15 protein-coding genes are annotated in these 16,745 nt (G+C 57.0%); 6 read left to right on the plus strand and 9 right to left on the minus strand.

Annotation, left to right across the window (positions count from 1 at the left end):
* Positions 1-4 precede the first annotated feature (4 nt).
* From rodA to D9K61_RS06675, 5 genes are all read right to left on the minus strand, one after another.
* On the minus strand, positions 5-1,144 hold the full coding sequence (rodA, locus tag D9K61_RS06655) for a rod shape-determining protein RodA (RefSeq protein ID WP_120632457.1): 1,140 nt from the start codon (positions 1,142-1,144) through the stop codon (positions 5-7).
* On the minus strand, positions 1,141-3,090 hold the full coding sequence (gene mrdA, locus D9K61_RS06660; RefSeq protein WP_120632458.1) for a penicillin-binding protein 2: 1,950 nt from the start codon (positions 3,088-3,090) through the stop codon (positions 1,141-1,143). The genes rodA and mrdA overlap by 4 nt, the downstream gene beginning before the upstream one ends.
* Entirely contained in the window at positions 3,087-3,623 is a 537-nt protein-coding gene (locus D9K61_RS06665) for a rod shape-determining protein MreD (RefSeq protein ID WP_174235082.1), read from the minus strand. The genes mrdA and D9K61_RS06665 overlap by 4 nt, the downstream gene beginning before the upstream one ends.
* A complete protein-coding gene (gene mreC / locus D9K61_RS06670; protein ID WP_120632460.1) occupies positions 3,616-4,518 on the minus strand; it encodes a rod shape-determining protein MreC in 903 nt (300 codons plus the stop codon). Before mreC ends, D9K61_RS06665 begins: the two co-directional genes overlap by 8 nt.
* Positions 4,519-4,579: 61 nt before the next feature.
* A complete protein-coding gene (locus D9K61_RS06675; protein ID WP_005978801.1) occupies positions 4,580-5,626 on the minus strand; it encodes a rod shape-determining protein in 1,047 nt (348 codons plus the stop codon).
* Between the two features lie 157 nt (positions 5,627-5,783).
* Here D9K61_RS06675 and D9K61_RS06680 point away from each other — a divergent pair, with 157 nt between their 5' ends.
* Positions 5,784-6,569, plus strand: coding sequence for a 23S rRNA (adenine(2030)-N(6))-methyltransferase RlmJ (locus D9K61_RS06680; RefSeq protein WP_120632461.1), 786 nt, complete (start codon positions 5,784-5,786; stop codon positions 6,567-6,569).
* A 172-nt stretch (positions 6,570-6,741) separates the two neighbouring features.
* Here the strand turns inward: D9K61_RS06680 and D9K61_RS06685 are convergent, their stop codons facing one another.
* Both D9K61_RS06685 and D9K61_RS06695 read right to left on the minus strand, forming a co-directional pair.
* A complete protein-coding gene (locus tag D9K61_RS06685) occupies positions 6,742-8,310 on the minus strand; it encodes a 2-isopropylmalate synthase (protein WP_120632462.1) in 1,569 nt (522 codons plus the stop codon).
* A gap of 351 nt (positions 8,311-8,661) precedes the next feature.
* Positions 8,662-10,146: an MORN repeat-containing protein gene (locus D9K61_RS06695; RefSeq protein ID WP_120632520.1), complete on the minus strand. Its 1,485-nt coding sequence runs from the start codon at positions 10,144-10,146 to the stop codon at positions 8,662-8,664.
* Positions 10,147-10,301: 155 nt separating this feature from the next.
* On the opposite strand from D9K61_RS06695, the gene D9K61_RS06700 reads away from it, so the two are divergent.
* Together D9K61_RS06700 and D9K61_RS06705 are read left to right on the plus strand one after the other, a co-directional pair.
* Positions 10,302-11,960: an NAD+ synthase gene (locus D9K61_RS06700; protein WP_120632464.1), complete on the plus strand. Its 1,659-nt coding sequence runs from the start codon at positions 10,302-10,304 to the stop codon at positions 11,958-11,960.
* A 323-nt stretch (positions 11,961-12,283) separates the two neighbouring features.
* A complete protein-coding gene (locus D9K61_RS06705; protein WP_254055697.1) occupies positions 12,284-12,508 on the plus strand; it encodes a hypothetical protein in 225 nt (74 codons plus the stop codon).
* A gap of 195 nt (positions 12,509-12,703) precedes the next feature.
* Here the strand turns inward: D9K61_RS06705 and D9K61_RS06710 are convergent, their stop codons facing one another.
* Positions 12,704-13,636, minus strand: coding sequence for an MBL fold metallo-hydrolase (locus D9K61_RS06710; RefSeq protein ID WP_120632466.1), 933 nt, complete (start codon positions 13,634-13,636; stop codon positions 12,704-12,706).
* A gap of 117 nt (positions 13,637-13,753) precedes the next feature.
* On the opposite strand from D9K61_RS06710, the gene D9K61_RS06715 reads away from it, so the two are divergent.
* Together D9K61_RS06715 and gltX are read left to right on the plus strand one after the other, a co-directional pair.
* Positions 13,754-14,188, plus strand: a complete 435-nt coding sequence (locus tag D9K61_RS06715) for a DUF1801 domain-containing protein (protein WP_120632467.1) — start codon at positions 13,754-13,756, stop codon at positions 14,186-14,188.
* Positions 14,189-14,248: 60 nt separating this feature from the next.
* Positions 14,249-15,574, plus strand: coding sequence for a glutamate--tRNA ligase (gene gltX, locus D9K61_RS06720; RefSeq protein ID WP_120632468.1), 1,326 nt, complete (start codon positions 14,249-14,251; stop codon positions 15,572-15,574).
* Positions 15,575-15,634: 60 nt separating this feature from the next.
* On the opposite strand, the gene D9K61_RS06725 is transcribed toward gltX, so the two are convergent.
* Positions 15,635-16,204, minus strand: coding sequence for a gamma-glutamylcyclotransferase family protein (locus D9K61_RS06725; RefSeq protein WP_120632469.1), 570 nt, complete (start codon positions 16,202-16,204; stop codon positions 15,635-15,637).
* A 93-nt stretch (positions 16,205-16,297) separates the two neighbouring features.
* Here D9K61_RS06725 and D9K61_RS06730 point away from each other — a divergent pair, with 93 nt between their 5' ends.
* Positions 16,298-16,744, plus strand: coding sequence for an Rrf2 family transcriptional regulator (locus D9K61_RS06730; RefSeq protein ID WP_120632470.1), 447 nt, complete (start codon positions 16,298-16,300; stop codon positions 16,742-16,744).
* Position 16,745: the final 1 nt, after the last annotated feature.

Below are 16,745 nucleotides of genomic sequence, written 5' to 3' on the forward strand. Positions count from 1 at the left end.
CAGATCAACGAGGTCGGTGAATATGGGCGCTTTGCACGATGCCAAAGGCTGCCATCAGGACCAGCATCGCCGACCCGCCATAGCTGACCATAGGTAGGGGGACGCCAACGACAGGAGCAAGCCCCATAACCATCGACATGTTGACGGCGAAGAACAGGAAGAAGTTCAACGAAATGCCAAGTGTCACCAGAGACGAGAACCGATCCCGGGTTGACAGTGCCGTTACCAGACAGAAAATCAGGATCAGTGTGTAGAGCACCAAGAGGGTAATCCCGCCGACGAACCCGAATTCTTCGGCCAGCGTTGTGAAGATGAAGTCCGTGTGTTTCTCGGGCAGGAAGTTCAGGCGTGATTGCGTGCCCTGCATGAACCCGCGCCCGTTCCAGCCACCGGACCCCAAAGCGATTTTCGACTGCGTGATGTGATAGCCCGCGCCCAATGGGTCGGTGGACGGGTCCAGAAACGTATCGATGCGGCGAAACTGGTAGTCTTTGAGCAATTGCCATTCGGTGCCCCGACTGTTGAACACGGTGGCAATCAGGCCGACGATGGCGGCAATGACCGCGGCGAAATAGGCCCAATGCACACCGGCCAGAAACATTAACCCGCCACCTGCGGCCAACAATAGGATCGAAGTGCCAAGGTCGGGTTGGCGCAACACCATGAATGTCGGGATCAGGATAAGGATAACGGGGATTATCACCCACAACGGCCGCGAAGTTTTGTAAGATGGCAGCCAGTCGTAGTAAGCTGCCAGCAGCATGACCAGCGTGACTTTCATCACCTCGGACGGTTGTAGGCGCATGAACCCAAGGTCAATCCAGCGCTGAGCCCCCATCCCGACGGTCCCGAACAGCTCGACAAAAATCAGCAAAGCGATAGCGCCCAGATAGGCCAATACCGACATGTTCCGCCAGAACCAGATCGGCACCAAAGCGATGATGAACATCACCACCAAGCCAAGGCCAAACCGTTCCATTTGCGGCTCGGCCCAGGGCATCCAAGATCCGCCTGCTACTGAATACAGCATCAGGAATCCGGCGCAGGCCGCGCTGATGAGCAGCAGCGTCAGTGGCCAGTTCATGTAGAAGAATTTGCGAAATCCGGACGGCGTGGATTTGACGGCATATTCAAGATAACTCATGCACGATCCTTGTCGTCAGGTCGCGCTTTGGGGCGACGGTCACCCTCTAGCCGTTTTTGTTGTTCTTTGATGCGTTCGCGGTCGCCTGCTGGATACGCTTCGAGCGGAGGTGTTCCTTCGTAGAGCGTCTGCAACATGATATCCCGCGCAACAGGAGCCGCCGCTTTGGAGCCGCCGCCGCCATGTTCGACGACCACCGCGACTGCATATTTTGGATTGTCGTAGGGGGCAAAGCTAACGAACAGAGCGTGGTCGCGGCGTTCCCAAGGCAGATCCTTGTTGCGGATCACGCCCGCTGCGCGCTCGGCTTTGGTAATGTTGCGCACCTGACTTGTGCCGGTCTTACCTGCCATTCGGAATTCATCGGCGATGATTCGGCTGCGATAGGCTGTCCCTCGGCGGTTGTTCGAAACCGAGAACATAGCCTTTCGGACTTGATCGAGGTTGAACCGGCTAATTTCCAATGGCTCACCCGCGCCGGAGGGTTGTTCAATCCCATCGACCGAACGCACCAGTCGGGGCGACACAGCCCGCCCAGTTGCGATGCGTGCCGTCATGACGGCCAGTTGCAAAGGTGAAGCCAGCATGAATCCCTGACCGATCGAGGCATTTGCGGTGTCGCCGACCAGCCATTCCTCACCGTGAACCCGCCGTTTCCATTCCTGATTTGGTGCCAAACCAGCGGCCACTGCCGACATCGGGATGTCGTGTTTCACACCCAGACCAAGCTTGCGCGCCATGTCCGAGATTTTGTCTATCCCCACGCGCAGAGCAACATCATAGTAGTAGACATCGCAGCTGCGTTTCAGCGAAAGCCCCAGATCGACTGTGCCGTGCCCGCCGCGTTTCCAACAGTGGAACCGACGGCTGCCAACTTTAAGGTGACCGGGGCAATAGACCGTGTTGCCTGGGCCGACCACACCGGCCTCAAGCGCGGCCAGAGCAGTGACCATCTTGAAGGTCGATCCGGGAGGATAGGTTCCCTGCACGGTTTTGTTTGCCAACGGACGATATTTGTCCTGTGTCAGGGTCTGATAGTCCGCGACCGAGATTCCCCGAACAAAAAGGTTAGGGTCAAAACTAGGGGCCGAACTGATGGCCCGGATATCACCCGATTCACAATCCAAAACGACGGCTGCAGCGCTTTCGCCAGCCAGTCTGGCCTGTGCGTATTCCTGCAGGTCGGCATCGATCGACAATTGCAGGTCGGCACCAGGTTGACCTTCCTGTCGATCCAACTCGCGCATCACGCGGCCCGTCGCGTTGACTTCAACCCGTTTGGCTCCGGCTTTACCACGCAGTGAGGTTTCCTGTTTGGCTTCCAGTCCGACTTTGCCGATCTGGAAGCGGGGGATATGCAACACCGGTTCGGGGTCATTGATCTGGCTGAGATCATAGTCGCTGACCGGGCCGACATATCCTACAATGTGGGCAAAATCTTCGTAGCTGGGGTATTGGCGCGTCAAACCGACTTCGGGTGTCACACCAGGCAGGGCTGGTGCATTGACAGCGACCTTTGAGATATCTTCCCAAGTCACCTGATCAGCAAGAGTGACCGGCAGGAAGGGAGCTGAGCGGCGCATCTCGGTGCGCGCGCGGTCAATCTCGTCCTCGTTCAGTGGTATCAGCTCAGAGAGCTTTGCAATTACCTCGTCCAAGTCGCCGGCATCTTCGCGCACGATGACGATGCGATAGGACGGCGTGTTTTGACCGATGACCTGCCCGTTCCGGTCATAAATCCGTCCGCGCGTCGGAGGGATCAGGCGAATGTTGATGCGGTTTTCTTCCGCCAGCAGGCGATACTGATCGGCCTGATCCACCTGCATGAACCGCATGCGCGCGGCCAGCCCGCCAATGAAGGCAGCCTGCAGCCCGCCCAACACCAGTGCGCGGCGTGGCAAACGCTTATGGGCGAGGCCCTTGGGTTTTGCTTGACGGTTCTTCATGCCCGGGATCCTACGGTACTGGCATCGGCTGCGGAAATGCGCCGTACACCAAATACGCTTTGGCTAAGCATGACAATCGCAGGATAGGCAATGATCGTCAGTACCAGTTGGATGACCACAGGTCCGACAGCGGATTGTTCAACCGAGAAGAGGGATAGAGCAACCCGGTTTGCAAGGAATATTGCGGTGATCACTACTCCGACGGATATCCATTCCCCGACGAATCCCGCATCCCGCATCCCAGTCGCCGCCGAACGCAGATAAGACGTGCCAAGAATGACCAGAGCTGCCAACAAACCAGGTGGTCGCTGCAGCAACAGATCTGCCAAGAGCATGACCGCTGCAACAAGAAGGGTCGGAACGTAGTCGGGACGTCGCAAGACCCATGCAAATGTAACTGCAATTAGAATCTCAGGAAACGGCCAGCGATCCGGCTGCGTATTCAGTGGCAACAGGTGCAAAAACAAGATGAAAACAGCAAGTAGGGCGTAAAGTGCGCGCATGCTCCAGAGGTGTGAGACAGCTTCATCCATCACCTGCCTCCCCTGGGGCAAGGGCAGCTTCGGGGCGTTCCGGCCCGACGATGCCCCCGGTGTCGCGAATAAACGGCGCCGCGTTGTACCGTAGAACGCGCAAAAACTCTAACCGTTCAAAGTCAGCCGACAGGCGCACGCGCAACCGCCCTCCTGGGTCGACGGAAATCTGGCCAACTAACAAACCTGCCGGAAAAACACCGCCATCACCCGAGGTAATCACGCGGTCGCCGGGACGGACAAGCTCGCGGTTCTCCAGAAACTCGACAGCCGGAGAAGGTGTGTTGTCCCCAGCGATCAGAGCCGTCTGCCCCGACGGTTGAATAGTGGCGGGAATGGCACTGGACGCATCTGTCATCAGAATGACCCGCGAGGTATCCGAGCCAACGCCTGAAATGCGACCAACCAGCCCGATCCCATCCATCGTGGCCCATCCATCTACGATTCCGTCCCGTTCCCCCACATTGAGCACAACGGACTGCCGAAAGGGCGATCCGCTGTCTGCCATCACAACGCCAGTGATATAGGTCAGGCGCGGATCCAGACGCACGTTGTTCAGATCCAGCAATCTGGCATTCTCTTGCTCCAACTGCAGCGCGGCCTCTTTCCACGCCCGCATCAGACGCAGTTCGCTGCGCAATTCCTGGTTCTGTTCACTGAGCCTCTGGTAGCTTTGGAAATCGCGCACCAGATTGACGGCGGCAGTGACCGGAACCATTGCCCATTCCATCGAGGGCACAACTGTATCTATAACTTGCGCGCGAAAGCGTTCTACGCGCGGGCTGTCGATACGCCAGACGACAAAGATTCCCAGCAGGCATAGGACAACGATCCCCAGAAACAAGCGACGCAAGGGGGTCGTATAGTCATCGCGCTGTGATCGGTCTTTTGCCACAGGACTCCTTCCCGTGTTGCTCGCGCCCGATATTCTACCCTCGTATCAGAGGGTGCGCGCCTTAGCTTTCGTAGTCAATCGCGTGGCGCAGCTGTTTTTCGTATTCTAGTGCTTTGCCGGTACCCAAAGCCACACAATTCAGGCTTTCATCGGCAATTGATACGGCCAGACCGGTCTGCTCGCGCAGCGCCAGGTCCAAATCGCCCAGCAAGGCGCCGCCACCTGTCAGCATGACACCACGGTCCACGATGTCTGCGGCCAGATCGGGCGGAGTCGTTTCCAAAGCAGTCATCACGGCCTCGCAAATCTGCTGGACAGGTTCCGACAGTGCCTCGGCGACCTGAGCTTGGCTGATCTCGATTTCCTTCGGCACACCATTCAGAAGGTCGCGGCCGCGAATGTGCATTGACTGACCGCGCCCATCGTCGGGCATACGGGCCGTGCCGATGGTGGTTTTGATCCGTTCGGCGGTGGATTCACCCACCAACAGGTTCTGCTGGCGACGCAGGTACGAGATGATGGCTTCGTCCATCCGGTCGCCACCAACGCGAACCGAGCGGGCATATACGATATCGCCCAGCGACAGGACCGCAACTTCGGTTGTTCCGCCACCGATATCGACAACCATGTTCCCGGTTGGGTCGGTAATCGGCATGCCGGCACCGATTGCTGCAGCGATGGGTTCGGCGATCAGGCCCGCGCGGCGCGCGCCCGCAGACAAGACAGACTGTCGAATTGCACGCTTTTCAACGGGCGTTGCACCATGTGGGACGCAGACAATGATCTTGGGCTTCGAGAATGTGGACCGTTTATGGACCTTGCGGATGAAGTGCTTGATCATTTCTTCGGCGGTGTCGAAGTCAGCGATGACCCCTTCGCGCATCGGCCGGATGGCTTCGATCGACCCGGGTGTGCGGCCCAGCATCAACTTGGCGTCTTCGCCTACGGCCAGGACTTTCTTCACACCGTCCTTGACATGATATGCAACCACGGAAGGTTCCGATAGGATCACACCGCGCCCTTTGACATACACCAAAGTGTTGGCCGTGCCGAGGTCGATTGCCATGTCCGCTGTGAACAGGCCGCCCAGATTGTCAAAGATCCCCATGTTTCCCCTGATCCTGTCTGTCAGATGTTTTCTACTGCCCGCGACTCGACGGTTCCGGGACGGATGACTTATAGGGTGCCAACTCGCCCGGTAAAAGGGCTGATTCTGCAGTAATCAGCACCTTTTCGCCTCATTGGTAGGGACTTTAGAAGGCAACATGCTCTCATATCAACATATTTACCACGCTGGAAATCTGGCCGACGTCCAAAAGCACACATTACTGGCTTGGGCGTTGTCCTACCTGACGCAAAAAGACAAACCCCTGAGCTATGTTGAAACCCATGCCGGGCGCGGTCTGTATCGTCTGGATTCAGACGAGGCGCTCAAGACCGGGGAAGCTGCGGCGGGCATTGAAAGGGTTCAGCGCGAAGATTGGTTTGAAGCAAACCATCCGCTTGCCTGCGCTATCTCTGCAGCGCAGTCTCGGTTTGGTGGGGCCTGTTACCCGGGCTCGCCTTTGATTGCGACCAATCTGCTGAGGCCGCAGGATAGCCTGCACTTTGCTGAGTTGCATCCTCAGGAACACGCGGCCTTAGAGCAGGTGTTAACATCTGGAAATGCCAAGGCTTACAAACAGGACGGGTATGAGTTGGCCCAGTCATTGCTGCCACCCACGCCCCGTCGTGGAATGCTGTTGATTGACCCCAGCTATGAGATGAAGTCGGAATATGACCGATTGCCAGGTATTATCAACAAATTGCACCGCAAGTGGAATGTTGGTGTGATTGCCCTTTGGTATCCGATTTTGACCGACAACCGGCATTTGAAAATGAATTCTGAATTCAACAATCTGCACCTGCCCAGACTTTTACACCACGAGGTGACATTTCCCGCTGCGCGACAGGGCCACGGCATGATCGGGTCGGGAATGTTGATCGTCAATGCCCCGTTTGGATTGGAAGAAGAGGCGAACAGGCTATCTGAACTGTTTGAAAAGATCTGACCCCTACATTCAACTGAACGAACACTCCCGCCCCGATTGCCCGCATCAGAGATGCAGTCAATCGAGTTGGGCCCGGCACCGCGCATTTGCGCGGTGCCGGGCCCAAAGCCGTAAAGTGGTTCGGCGTAGCCGAACCGCTGCGGCTGCGGGAGAGTTTGCCCTCGCCGTGTCGTCAGGTCAGGTCTTTGTAGCTGATTTCGCGCGCGTCAATGCCGGGCCCGGATTTCTCCCGCCGCATGATCAGGCGATTCAGCGCGTGGATATAGGCCTTGGCCGAGGCCACGACCGTATCCGTGTCAGCAGATTGTCCGGTGGCGATCATGCCATCCTCTTCCAAGCGCACCGACACAGTCGCCTGTGCGTCGGTTCCTTCGGTCACAGCGTGCACCTGATAAAGCTGCAGATGGGCTTGGTTGGGATAGATCGCCCGAATGGCCTTGAATGATGCATCCACTGGCCCGTCACCATGCTCGGTCGCGATCACATCCTTACCAACCACTTCCATCTCGACGGTGGATTCAGCCTGTCCGCCGGTGCCACAGGTGACTTTCATCGACACCAGCTGAAGGTAGTCATCTGCCTCGTCCAAGGTCATCAATGCAATCAGATCGTCGTCGAACACTTCTTTCTTGCGGTCGGCCAGATCTTTGAACCGGACAAAGACATCCTTGAGCTGGTTGTCCCCGAGTTCAAAGCCCAGCGTATTCAGCTTGTCGCGCAACGCGGCGCGGCCCGAGTGTTTGCCCAAGGGCAGCGATGTGCCTGACAGGCCGATATCTTCGGGGCGCATGATCTCAAAGTTTTCGCGGTTCTTCAGCATCCCGTCCTGATGAATGCCGCTTTCATGGGCAAAAGCGTTCTTGCCCACGATCGCTTTGTTGAACTGCACGTTGAATCCCGACACGGTCGCCACGCGGCGCGAGATATGCATGATCTTGGTGGTGTCGATGCCGGTGTTCCAAGGCATGATATCGTTACGGGTGCGCAGTGCCATCACCACCTCTTCCAACGCGGTGTTACCGGCGCGTTCGCCCAGACCGTTGATCGTGCATTCGATCTGGCGGGCACCACCGGCCACGGCTGCCAGAGAGTTTGCAGTCGCCATTCCGAGGTCATTGTGGCAATGGGTGGCAAATACCACCTCATCCGCGCCAGGTACCGTTTCGATCAGGCGTTTGATCAGATCGGTCGATTCCAGAGGGGCGGTATAGCCCACAGTGTCCGGGATATTGATCGTTGTGGCACCTGCTTTGATCGCGATCTCGATGACCCGGCACAGATAATCCCACTCGGTCCGCGTCGCGTCCATTGGTGACCACTGCACGTTTTCGCAAAGGTTGCGGGCATGGCTGACCGTGTCGTGGATCTTTTGGGCCATTTCGTCCTGGGTCAGGTTCGGAATGGAACGGTGCAGCGGAGAGGTTCCGATAAACGTATGTATGCGGTTCTTCTCGGCGTGTTTCACCGCGTCCCAGCAGCGTTCGATATCGGAGAAATTGGCGCGGGCAAGGCCGCAGATGCGGCTGTTCTTCGACCGCTCAGAAATCTCTGAAACGGCTTTGAAATCGCCTTCGGAGGCAATCGGAAACCCGGCTTCGATAATGTCGACGCCCATGTCATCCAGCAGTTCGGCAATTTCAAGCTTTTCGTCATGGGTCATCGTCGCGCCCGGGCTTTGCTCGCCGTCGCGCAAAGTGGTGTCAAAGATCAAGACATGGTCTTGGTCGGTTACGTTTGTCATGGGGGTCACTTTCTATTCTGTCCTAAGCCTGTGGCGCGCAGCCGTCCTCCTCTGAGCGGGCGCGCCGGATGGCACGCTCAGAGGCGGATTAGGATCAGTAGGCCACGCAGGTCGGCACCGCGAAACGCGGCGTCGGCAAAAGGGATATCTGCGTGGTTGATCATGGACCAGAATGTATACAGAGCCCGCCGAGAATGAAAAGAACCAAATTTCAACTCTTCACGTTTGGGGCGCTCCTGCCGTCGAAGCGGAAGAGGATGCCCGGGACCTGTCGGGGGCGGCCGAGGTACCGACGCCTGCGGATACCGGTAGCTATTCGATGGGGCAGAGAACGCGTGCCGTGGTGAGGAGTTAGCCGTCAGAGGGCGCAGCTGCGTCTGGATCGCCTTCTGGTGCAGTCTCCGGTTCCGGATCGGCGGCGGGTGCGCTGGAGTCGCTGGATGATTGGGTCGGGAGAACTCCGTTTTCCCAGACACCGGATTCTTCTTGCCCATTGGCGTAACGCATTGTGCCGCTACCCTGGCGCTTGTTGTCGACAAAGTTGCCTTCGTACACATCGCCGTTCGAATAGGTGGCTGTTCCGGCACCGGTTATTTTACCTTCGGACCAATCGCCGGTATATTTGAAACCGTCTGGCGTAACGATTTCGCCCTGACCGTGTCGCTGACCGTCTAAGAAGTCCCCGGTATAGACTGTGCCATCAGAATAGGTTGCCATGCCTTTACCCTGACGTGTGCCTTCGATCCAATCCCCGTCATAGGTCGACCCATTGGCTCGGGTCATAACTCCCTTGCCGTGGCTTTGCGCATTTTTGAACTGGCCTTTGTAGATCACGCCGTTGGAGTAGGTCGCTGTACCTCGGCCTTCAATGACGCCTGCGATCCAATCCCCGTCATAGGTTGAGCCATTGGGATAGGTTATACGCCCTTTGCCTTCGGCTAGATCGGCCCTGAAATCACCGACATAGACAGATCCGTCAGGATAGCTGACCTCACCCAGCCCTTCGATCTGACCCTGGTTCCAGTCGCCAATGTAGATGAAGCCGTCCGTTCCGGTGAAGGTTCCCTTGCCGTGGCGCAGGTCATCTTCGAAATCGCCCTCATACACATCCCCGTCGGAGTAGGTAGTCTTGCCTTTCCCCTGACGACGGCCGTCAACCAATTCGCCTTCGTAGACGTCACCATTTGGCTGGGTCAGGCGGCCGGTGCCGTTGATCCTGTCCTGCTGCCAGGCCCCGGTGTATGCCATGCCATCAGGCATCGTCAGCGTACCCTGACCGACGCGTTGTCCTGCTGCGACCTCGCCTTCGTAAACGCCGCCTTCGGGGTAAGTGATCTTGCCCTTGCCCTGTTTGACACCATCGACCCAATCACCGTCATAGGCGTGACCATCGGAACTGATCAGCACCCCCTGGCCATGATGGCGTGCATTTTGAAAGCCACCTTCATACCGCATGCCGTTGGCATATTGGGCAACACCAGAGCCGTTGATGGCGCCATTGGCCCATTCGCCTTCATATGTGCTGCCATCGGCATAGATGATCTTGCCTTGCCCTTCAGGCTGCCCCTTGGCGAATGTCCCGTCGTAGACCGAGCCATCCGGATAGCGTGTGACCCCTTGCCCCTGAATTTCGCCCTCGACCCACTGTCCGGTATATTCAAACCCGCTGGGCAGGCGATAGGTTCCGGTTCCGTGGCGCAGGCCATTCTGGAATGTGCCTTCATAGACGCCGCCGACCTCGTCATCTTTGACGATGACTGTCCCGTCCTGCGCGCCAGCGGTGGTCGCCGCCAAAGTCAAAATCCCAGCGGCAATCGAGTTGCGGATCAGTTTCATTTTTGTTCCTGCCTGCCCAGTCATCACTGTGTGCTTCCTTTTGCGCAAAACTAGGGTACCGCCGAGGGCAGAGCAACGGCTTTTGCCGCATTGGCCTTTTACTCGCGGTGCGATCTGCTAAATGGCAATAGGACTGACGAGGACAAGAGGGCAGCATGGCCGACCGTTTCCGCATCACTCTGGCGCAGCTCAACCCTGTTGTAGGGGATATTGAGGGCAACGCGGCAAAGGCATTCTTGGCATGGGAACAGGCGCGCGCGGCGGGCGCCGATCTGGTGGCGCTGCCCGAGATGTTCATCACCGGGTACAACACCCAAGATCTGATCATGAAGCCGGTGTTTCATCGGGCGGCGATAGACGCGGTCGAAGCGTTGGCCAAGCGCTGTGCCGATGGGCCAGCGTTGGCCGTAGGCGGACCGTGGGTTGAAGATGATAACCTGTACAATGCCTATCTGATCCTCAAGGGTGGGCGGATCGCCAGCAAGGTGTTGAAACATCATCTGCCGAATGAAACTGTGTTCGACGAGGTGCGGCTTTATGATGCTGGCCCGCTTGGCGGCCCTTATTCCGTGGGGAATTTCCGGATTGGCAGCCCGATTTGTGAAGATGGTTGGCATCCAGATGTGGCAGAAACCTTGGAAGAGACCGGGGCAGAGTTTCTATTGATCCCCAATGGCTCTCCCTATTTTCGGGACAAATATGATGTTCGGCTAAATCACATGGTTGCGCGTGTGGTCGAGACAGGATTGCCGGTTATCTACCTGAATATGGTGGGTGGGCAGGACGATCAGGTCTTTGATGGGGCGACATTCGGGATAAACCCGGGTGGTGAGCTTGCCTTCCGGATGCCGGTCTTTGACGAAGCCATAACAGACGTAGATCTTGAACGCGGTGACGAGGGCTGGCGGATCGTGCCGTCCGATATTGTGCCGCAACCCGACGCGTGGGAGCAGGACTACCGCGCGATGGTTCAGTCACTACGCGATTACATGGGTAAAACCGGGTTCAAAAAGGCGCTTCTTGGCCTGTCGGGCGGTGTCGATTCCGCCTTGGTTGCTGCAATTGCGGTGGATGCCATCGGAGCTGAAAACGTACGTTGTGTGATGTTGCCATCTGAATACACAAGCCAGGCGTCGCTGGATGATGCTGAGGCTGTCGCCAAGGCGCTGGGCGTGCAGTATGACTTTGTACCGATCTCGAACAGCCGCGCTGCTGTAACCGACACTCTGGCGCCTTTGTTTGCCGGGCATGACGCGGACCTGACCGAGGAAAACATCCAGTCGCGCCTGCGCGGTTTGATGTTAATGGCCATCTCGAACAAGTTTGGCGAAATGTTGCTGACCACCGGCAACAAATCCGAGGTCGCCGTTGGGTATGCCACGATTTATGGGGACATGAATGGTGGCTACAATCCGATCAAGGACCTGTACAAGACCCGCGTGTTCGAAACCTGTCGCTGGCGCAACGCCCATCATCGCGACTGGATGATGGGACCCGGGGGCGAGGTCATTCGCCCCTCGGTTATCGACAAACCCCCAAGCGCGGAACTGCGTGAAGACCAGAAAGACAGCGACAGCCTTCCGGACTATCCGGTTCTTGATGGAATTCTGGAAATCCTTGTCGATCAGGATGGCTCGGTCGCTGATTGCGTTGTTGCGGGTTTTGACAAAGACGATGCCAGTCGCGTCGAACATCTGATCTATATCAGCGAGTACAAGCGGTTTCAGTCAGCGCCTGGCACGCGACTGACCAGTCGCGCGTTTTGGTTGGACCGCCGCTATCCAATCGTGAATCGCTGGCGTGATCGCGATTGAGGCCCCTAGTTTGTCTCTGATCTGAAGACAGTTTGCCGATGTTGTATAGCATTGTAGCGATAAGTGCCTGAAATGATGTCGATAGACTGGTTCAGAAGGTACGTAAGGCTTGTTTTGGCGACACGTTTCTGCCACATTTATGCTTGAATGTTGCCCAATGTGGGGCGGATGTGACGCATTGCTGTTGAGTTCGCAGCGGTCTGACAAACGGTTTCTTGTCTGAGTGTGGCGCATCCGGTGTTGGTTGTCTGAGTTAATGGTTTGGTGGTAAAATGTACAAGGAATACGATAGGTCTCTTCACTCGCCCTTGAAATGGCAGACGATGGAATCTCCGGCCCAAGAGCTGGATGAGGACAAGCTGGACGCGGATATCGCTGATCTTATTGGCGCGCAAATGTCCGACGAAGAGAAGTGTGAAACCCTGGTTCGTCCGGGATTCCCCTCTCTCATCTCGCAGGAAGATGTAGCAGCACACGACGCAGAGAAGGCTATTGGGTTGTCGGGGGCGCTTCGCCAGAAATGGGCTGAGCTGTCCGGCGCCGCGTAAAGCACGCTGACCTAGACTGGTAAACGTCACCCTGTCGCGGCGATCAAAGAGTTTTCTCTATTGCAAACATCGTTGAACCTGGTCGTTTGGCCGAGGTGTAATATCCCTGCGCTTGTTCGCGCAGGGATAAATTTGTCCGAAAGCTACTGGGCCATGATTTCGGAAACGACTCGGACCGCTGCGTTTCGGCGGTCGTTAACCCATCATCTGATAGCTGACCGGCACAAAGCGAAACCCGTCGCCGCGGCTTTCTACATAACCGGCAGCTGGAAATGGCATGTGATATCCGACCATCGGCACCTTGTCCGCCGCAAGCAGGCCCAGAACGTTGCGCCGTGACTCCGTAGCCGCCGGCTTGTCCATGTCGAAACGGACCTCCCACTCCGGATGGGCAAAAGACCAGACATAGTGGTTGGCCAAATCTGCGGTCAGGATCAGACGCTGACCGTTGCTTTCCAGATGATACACCATGTGACCCGGTGTGTGCCCGAACGCCGCCATTGCGGTGACACCCGAAGCAACATCGCCGCCATCTTCGATAAAGGTCATCTTTTCTGCCAGCGGCGTCACCTTTGCTGCAACCAGATCGCCCACGCGATTGCCTGCCTCCTGAGCGGCCCAGAAATCATATTCGGACGCTGCCGTGATGTAGCGGGCATTTGGGAAGGTGGGTGCGTCATCAGTTGTCATGCCGCCAATATGATCGGGGTGCATGTGGGTCAGGACCACAATGTCGATCTGATCCGGGGTGACGCCCGCATCCGCTAGCGCAGCCTGTATGCCACCCTGCCCAAGCCCGGTATCAAACAGAACCATCTCGGCCCCGGTGTTGACCAATGTCGGTGTAAAGAAGAACTGTGCAACGTCAGGCGAAATGAAATTGTCGGCTGACACTTTGGCGAAATCTTCATCCGACGCGCCACCACCGAAAATCTCCTGAGCGCCGTCGCGGGGAAGGCTGCCATCCAAAAGTGTCGTGACGGTGAAATCACCCAACTGGAAAGATTTTGCGATTGTTGAGTTTGCTTTGCTGTCGGATCCTGCGGCGAAAACAGGTGCCGCTGCGGATGCAAAAGGTAAGGTTGCTGCGGCTCCCAACGCCGCCCTGCGGGTCAAATTAATGGTCATTTCTGCTTCTCCCTGTCTGAGCACCATGGAAAGAATTAGGTCAGCGTAAGACGCTGACCACATTATACGCGCAATACATGGGCTGTCTGGATGAACATTACGTGTTAAATTTTGTTCATGGCGCGATCTCAAAATAAGACGATTCCAACGGGGCAAAGCGTGGACAGCTTTCTTTCGGCTGTTCAACCACAGGCCAAAGCCGAGGATGCGCGCGTGCTTGATGCCTTGTTCCGCAAAATAACGCGGTTTGAGCCGGTCTTGTGGGGGCCGTCAATCATTGGGTATGGCCGCTATCAATACAGGTACAAATCCGGGCGCGAGGGCGCGTTTCTAGCCACCGGGTTTTCGCCACGCAAGGCCGCACATTCCATATACATTATGCCCGGATACGCTGATTTCGGTCACATCCTGTCGAGGTTGGGAAAGCACAAACACGGCAAGTCATGTCTGTATGTAAACAAGTTGGCAGATATCGATCTTGAGGTCCTGTCCGAGTTGATCCGGGCCGGGCTGGATGATCTGGCGCAGAAGTGGCCGGTCGAGCCGACCTGACGGCTTCGGCTGGACAAAACCACGTCCATGTGACAAGAGCCGCGCCAACAGGAGACTCCCATGACCACCACCCGTTTTGCCCCGTCACCCACCGGTTACATCCATGTGGGCAACCTGCGCACCGCCTTGATGAATTATCTGATCGCTCGCAAGGCTGGCGGAACGTTCATTCTGCGTATCGACGACACTGATCCAGAACGTTCGAAAGAAGAATATGTCGATGCCATCAAGCAGGATATGGAGTGGCTGGGTCTGCATTGGGACAAGGTCGAGCGTCAGTCAGATCGCCTGGATCGCTATGCCGAGGCCGCTGACAAACTACGTGAGATGGGTCGTTTCTACGAGGCGTTCGAAACGCCAACCGAGCTGGACCTGAAGCGCAAGAAGCAGCTGAACATGGGCAAGCCACCGGTCTATGACCGCGCAGCGTTGTCTCTGTCCGAGGAGGAAAAAGAGACGTTGCGGGCCGAGCGTGGCAATGGCGTGTGGCGGTTCAAGCTGGATCACGAACGGATCGAGTGGAATGACGGCATTCTGGGCGACATCTCAATTAATGCAGCGTCGGTGTCCGACCCGGTTCTGATCCGCGGCGACGGTCAGGTTCTCTATACGATCGCGTCGGTCGTCGACGATACCGAGATGGGCGTGACGGACGTGGTGCGCGGCTCGGACCACGTGACCAACACCGCCACCCAGATTCAGATCATCAAGGCGCTGGGCGGACAATGCCCGCGCTTTGCCCACCATTCGCTGCTGACCGGTCCGCAGGGTGAGGCGCTGTCGAAACGTCTGGGCACGCTGGCTTTGCGTGACCTGCGCGAACAAGGCGTGCAGCCAATGGCCCTGTTGAGCCTGATGGCGCGTCTTGGGTCTTCCGATCCGGTGGAGCTCCGGTCGGATATGGCTGAACTGATAGAGGGGTTCGACGTTGCACGATTTGGATCGGCGCCGACGAAATTCGACGCTCAGGATCTGTTTCCGCTGACAGCAAAGCATCTGCAGTCCCTGCCACTATCCGAAGTTATGGATGCTGTGTCCGAGGTTGGTGTTCCTGCAGATCAGGCAGAGCCGTTTTGGGCTATGGCACGGGAGAACATCACAACGCTGAGTGACCTCAAAGGCTGGTGGGAATTGTGCCGTGACGGCGCAGACCCCTTGATCGCCGATGAGGACAGCGCCTTTATCGCCGAAGCCATGACGCTTTTGCCCGAAGGGCCTTTCGACGGCGAAACCTGGGCCACTTGGACCCAAGCGGTCAAAGAGGCGACGGGTCGCAAGGGCAAGGGCTTGTTCATGCCGCTGCGCAAAGCGTTGACCGGTATGGAACGAGGCCCCGAGATGGCGACGTTGCTGCCGCTGCTGCAGGTGATCCGGGCGCGCGGGTAATCCTAAGCCAAACAGTAGATTTGAACACTAGGCCGGGCCGCAAAGCCTGGCCTTTTCAGTTTACGCGGGTTGCACAATCTTTGCGGACACGCGCGCTAGCCGGGTGTCTACAAATTCGGTTTCAGCATGTTTCAGCTGTTGATGTCGCGGGTAGCGCGGCTCGGCGCGGTCGTTCAGGATAGGCGCCTCCCATCCATCCGTCGTGGCAAAGAACCGGTCGGCGCCGTCCGGACCAAAAGCGCGCAGATATCCTTGCACAACGACGTCAATATAGCTCAGCAACAGCGGGTGATGGTTGGTTGCCTCGTTTTGGCGGTTTCTTGGTACCGCGTAGACCGCGATGTCAACGTCCCGTGTCAGCGGGTGCGAAATGGATTGAGTTGCCGGAACACGATCATAAGCCCATTCCCGTTCATCCAATGCCGCCCAGTCATCGCCCGGGACATGGGCAATCATCCCTTCGATCTCGGAATCTGCATCCGGGATCGCCGTCAGGAATGCCACAGGTCGCAGGTCGGTATGCCGCCACGCGCGCCGCCACCCCTTCAGCGTTGCAGGCTGGGGATCAGGGAAATCATGCGTGGCCAGGTTCACAAGGCTGCCGTAGCCAAAGAAATAGGGGTCAGCCATGTGGGCGGCGTCCTTCTTGAAGATTGATGTATGTCAAACCGCTTTTTTGCTGAACATGCAATATGACTGCATCAAGAATGTAGGGAGGCCAATATGCGGATTACCAAACGGACGAACATAGCGGTGCGTCTTCTGATGTATTGCGCAGCACATCTGGATCGGCTGGTGACGAAAGCTGAGATAGCCGAAGCGTGCAACATCTCGGAAAATCATCTGGCGCAGGTGATCAATCAATTGAGCCAGTTGGGCTACCTGAGCACACAACGCGGCCGAAATGGTGGAATGTCACTTGCGCGCCGTGCAGATCAGATCCGTATCGGCGCGGTTTTTCGGCACGTCGAAGGCTCTTTTCCGATTGTTGAGTGCTTTGCAGATGCCGACAACACCTGCCCATTGACTGATGCGTGTCGTCTACGCGTGGCGTTGCAAGATGCGGCCGAAGTCTTCTACGCCTCGTTGGATGATATCACGCTAGATGCGTTGGTCTGTGACAATGACCCCTTGCTGAGAATTCTCCAACCCGTTGCCTGCGGACGCTGAC

Origin of the sequence: Ruegeria sp. EL01, from assembly GCF_900313035.1 — a bacterium.
GTDB lineage: Bacteria > Pseudomonadota > Alphaproteobacteria > Rhodobacterales > Rhodobacteraceae > Ruegeria.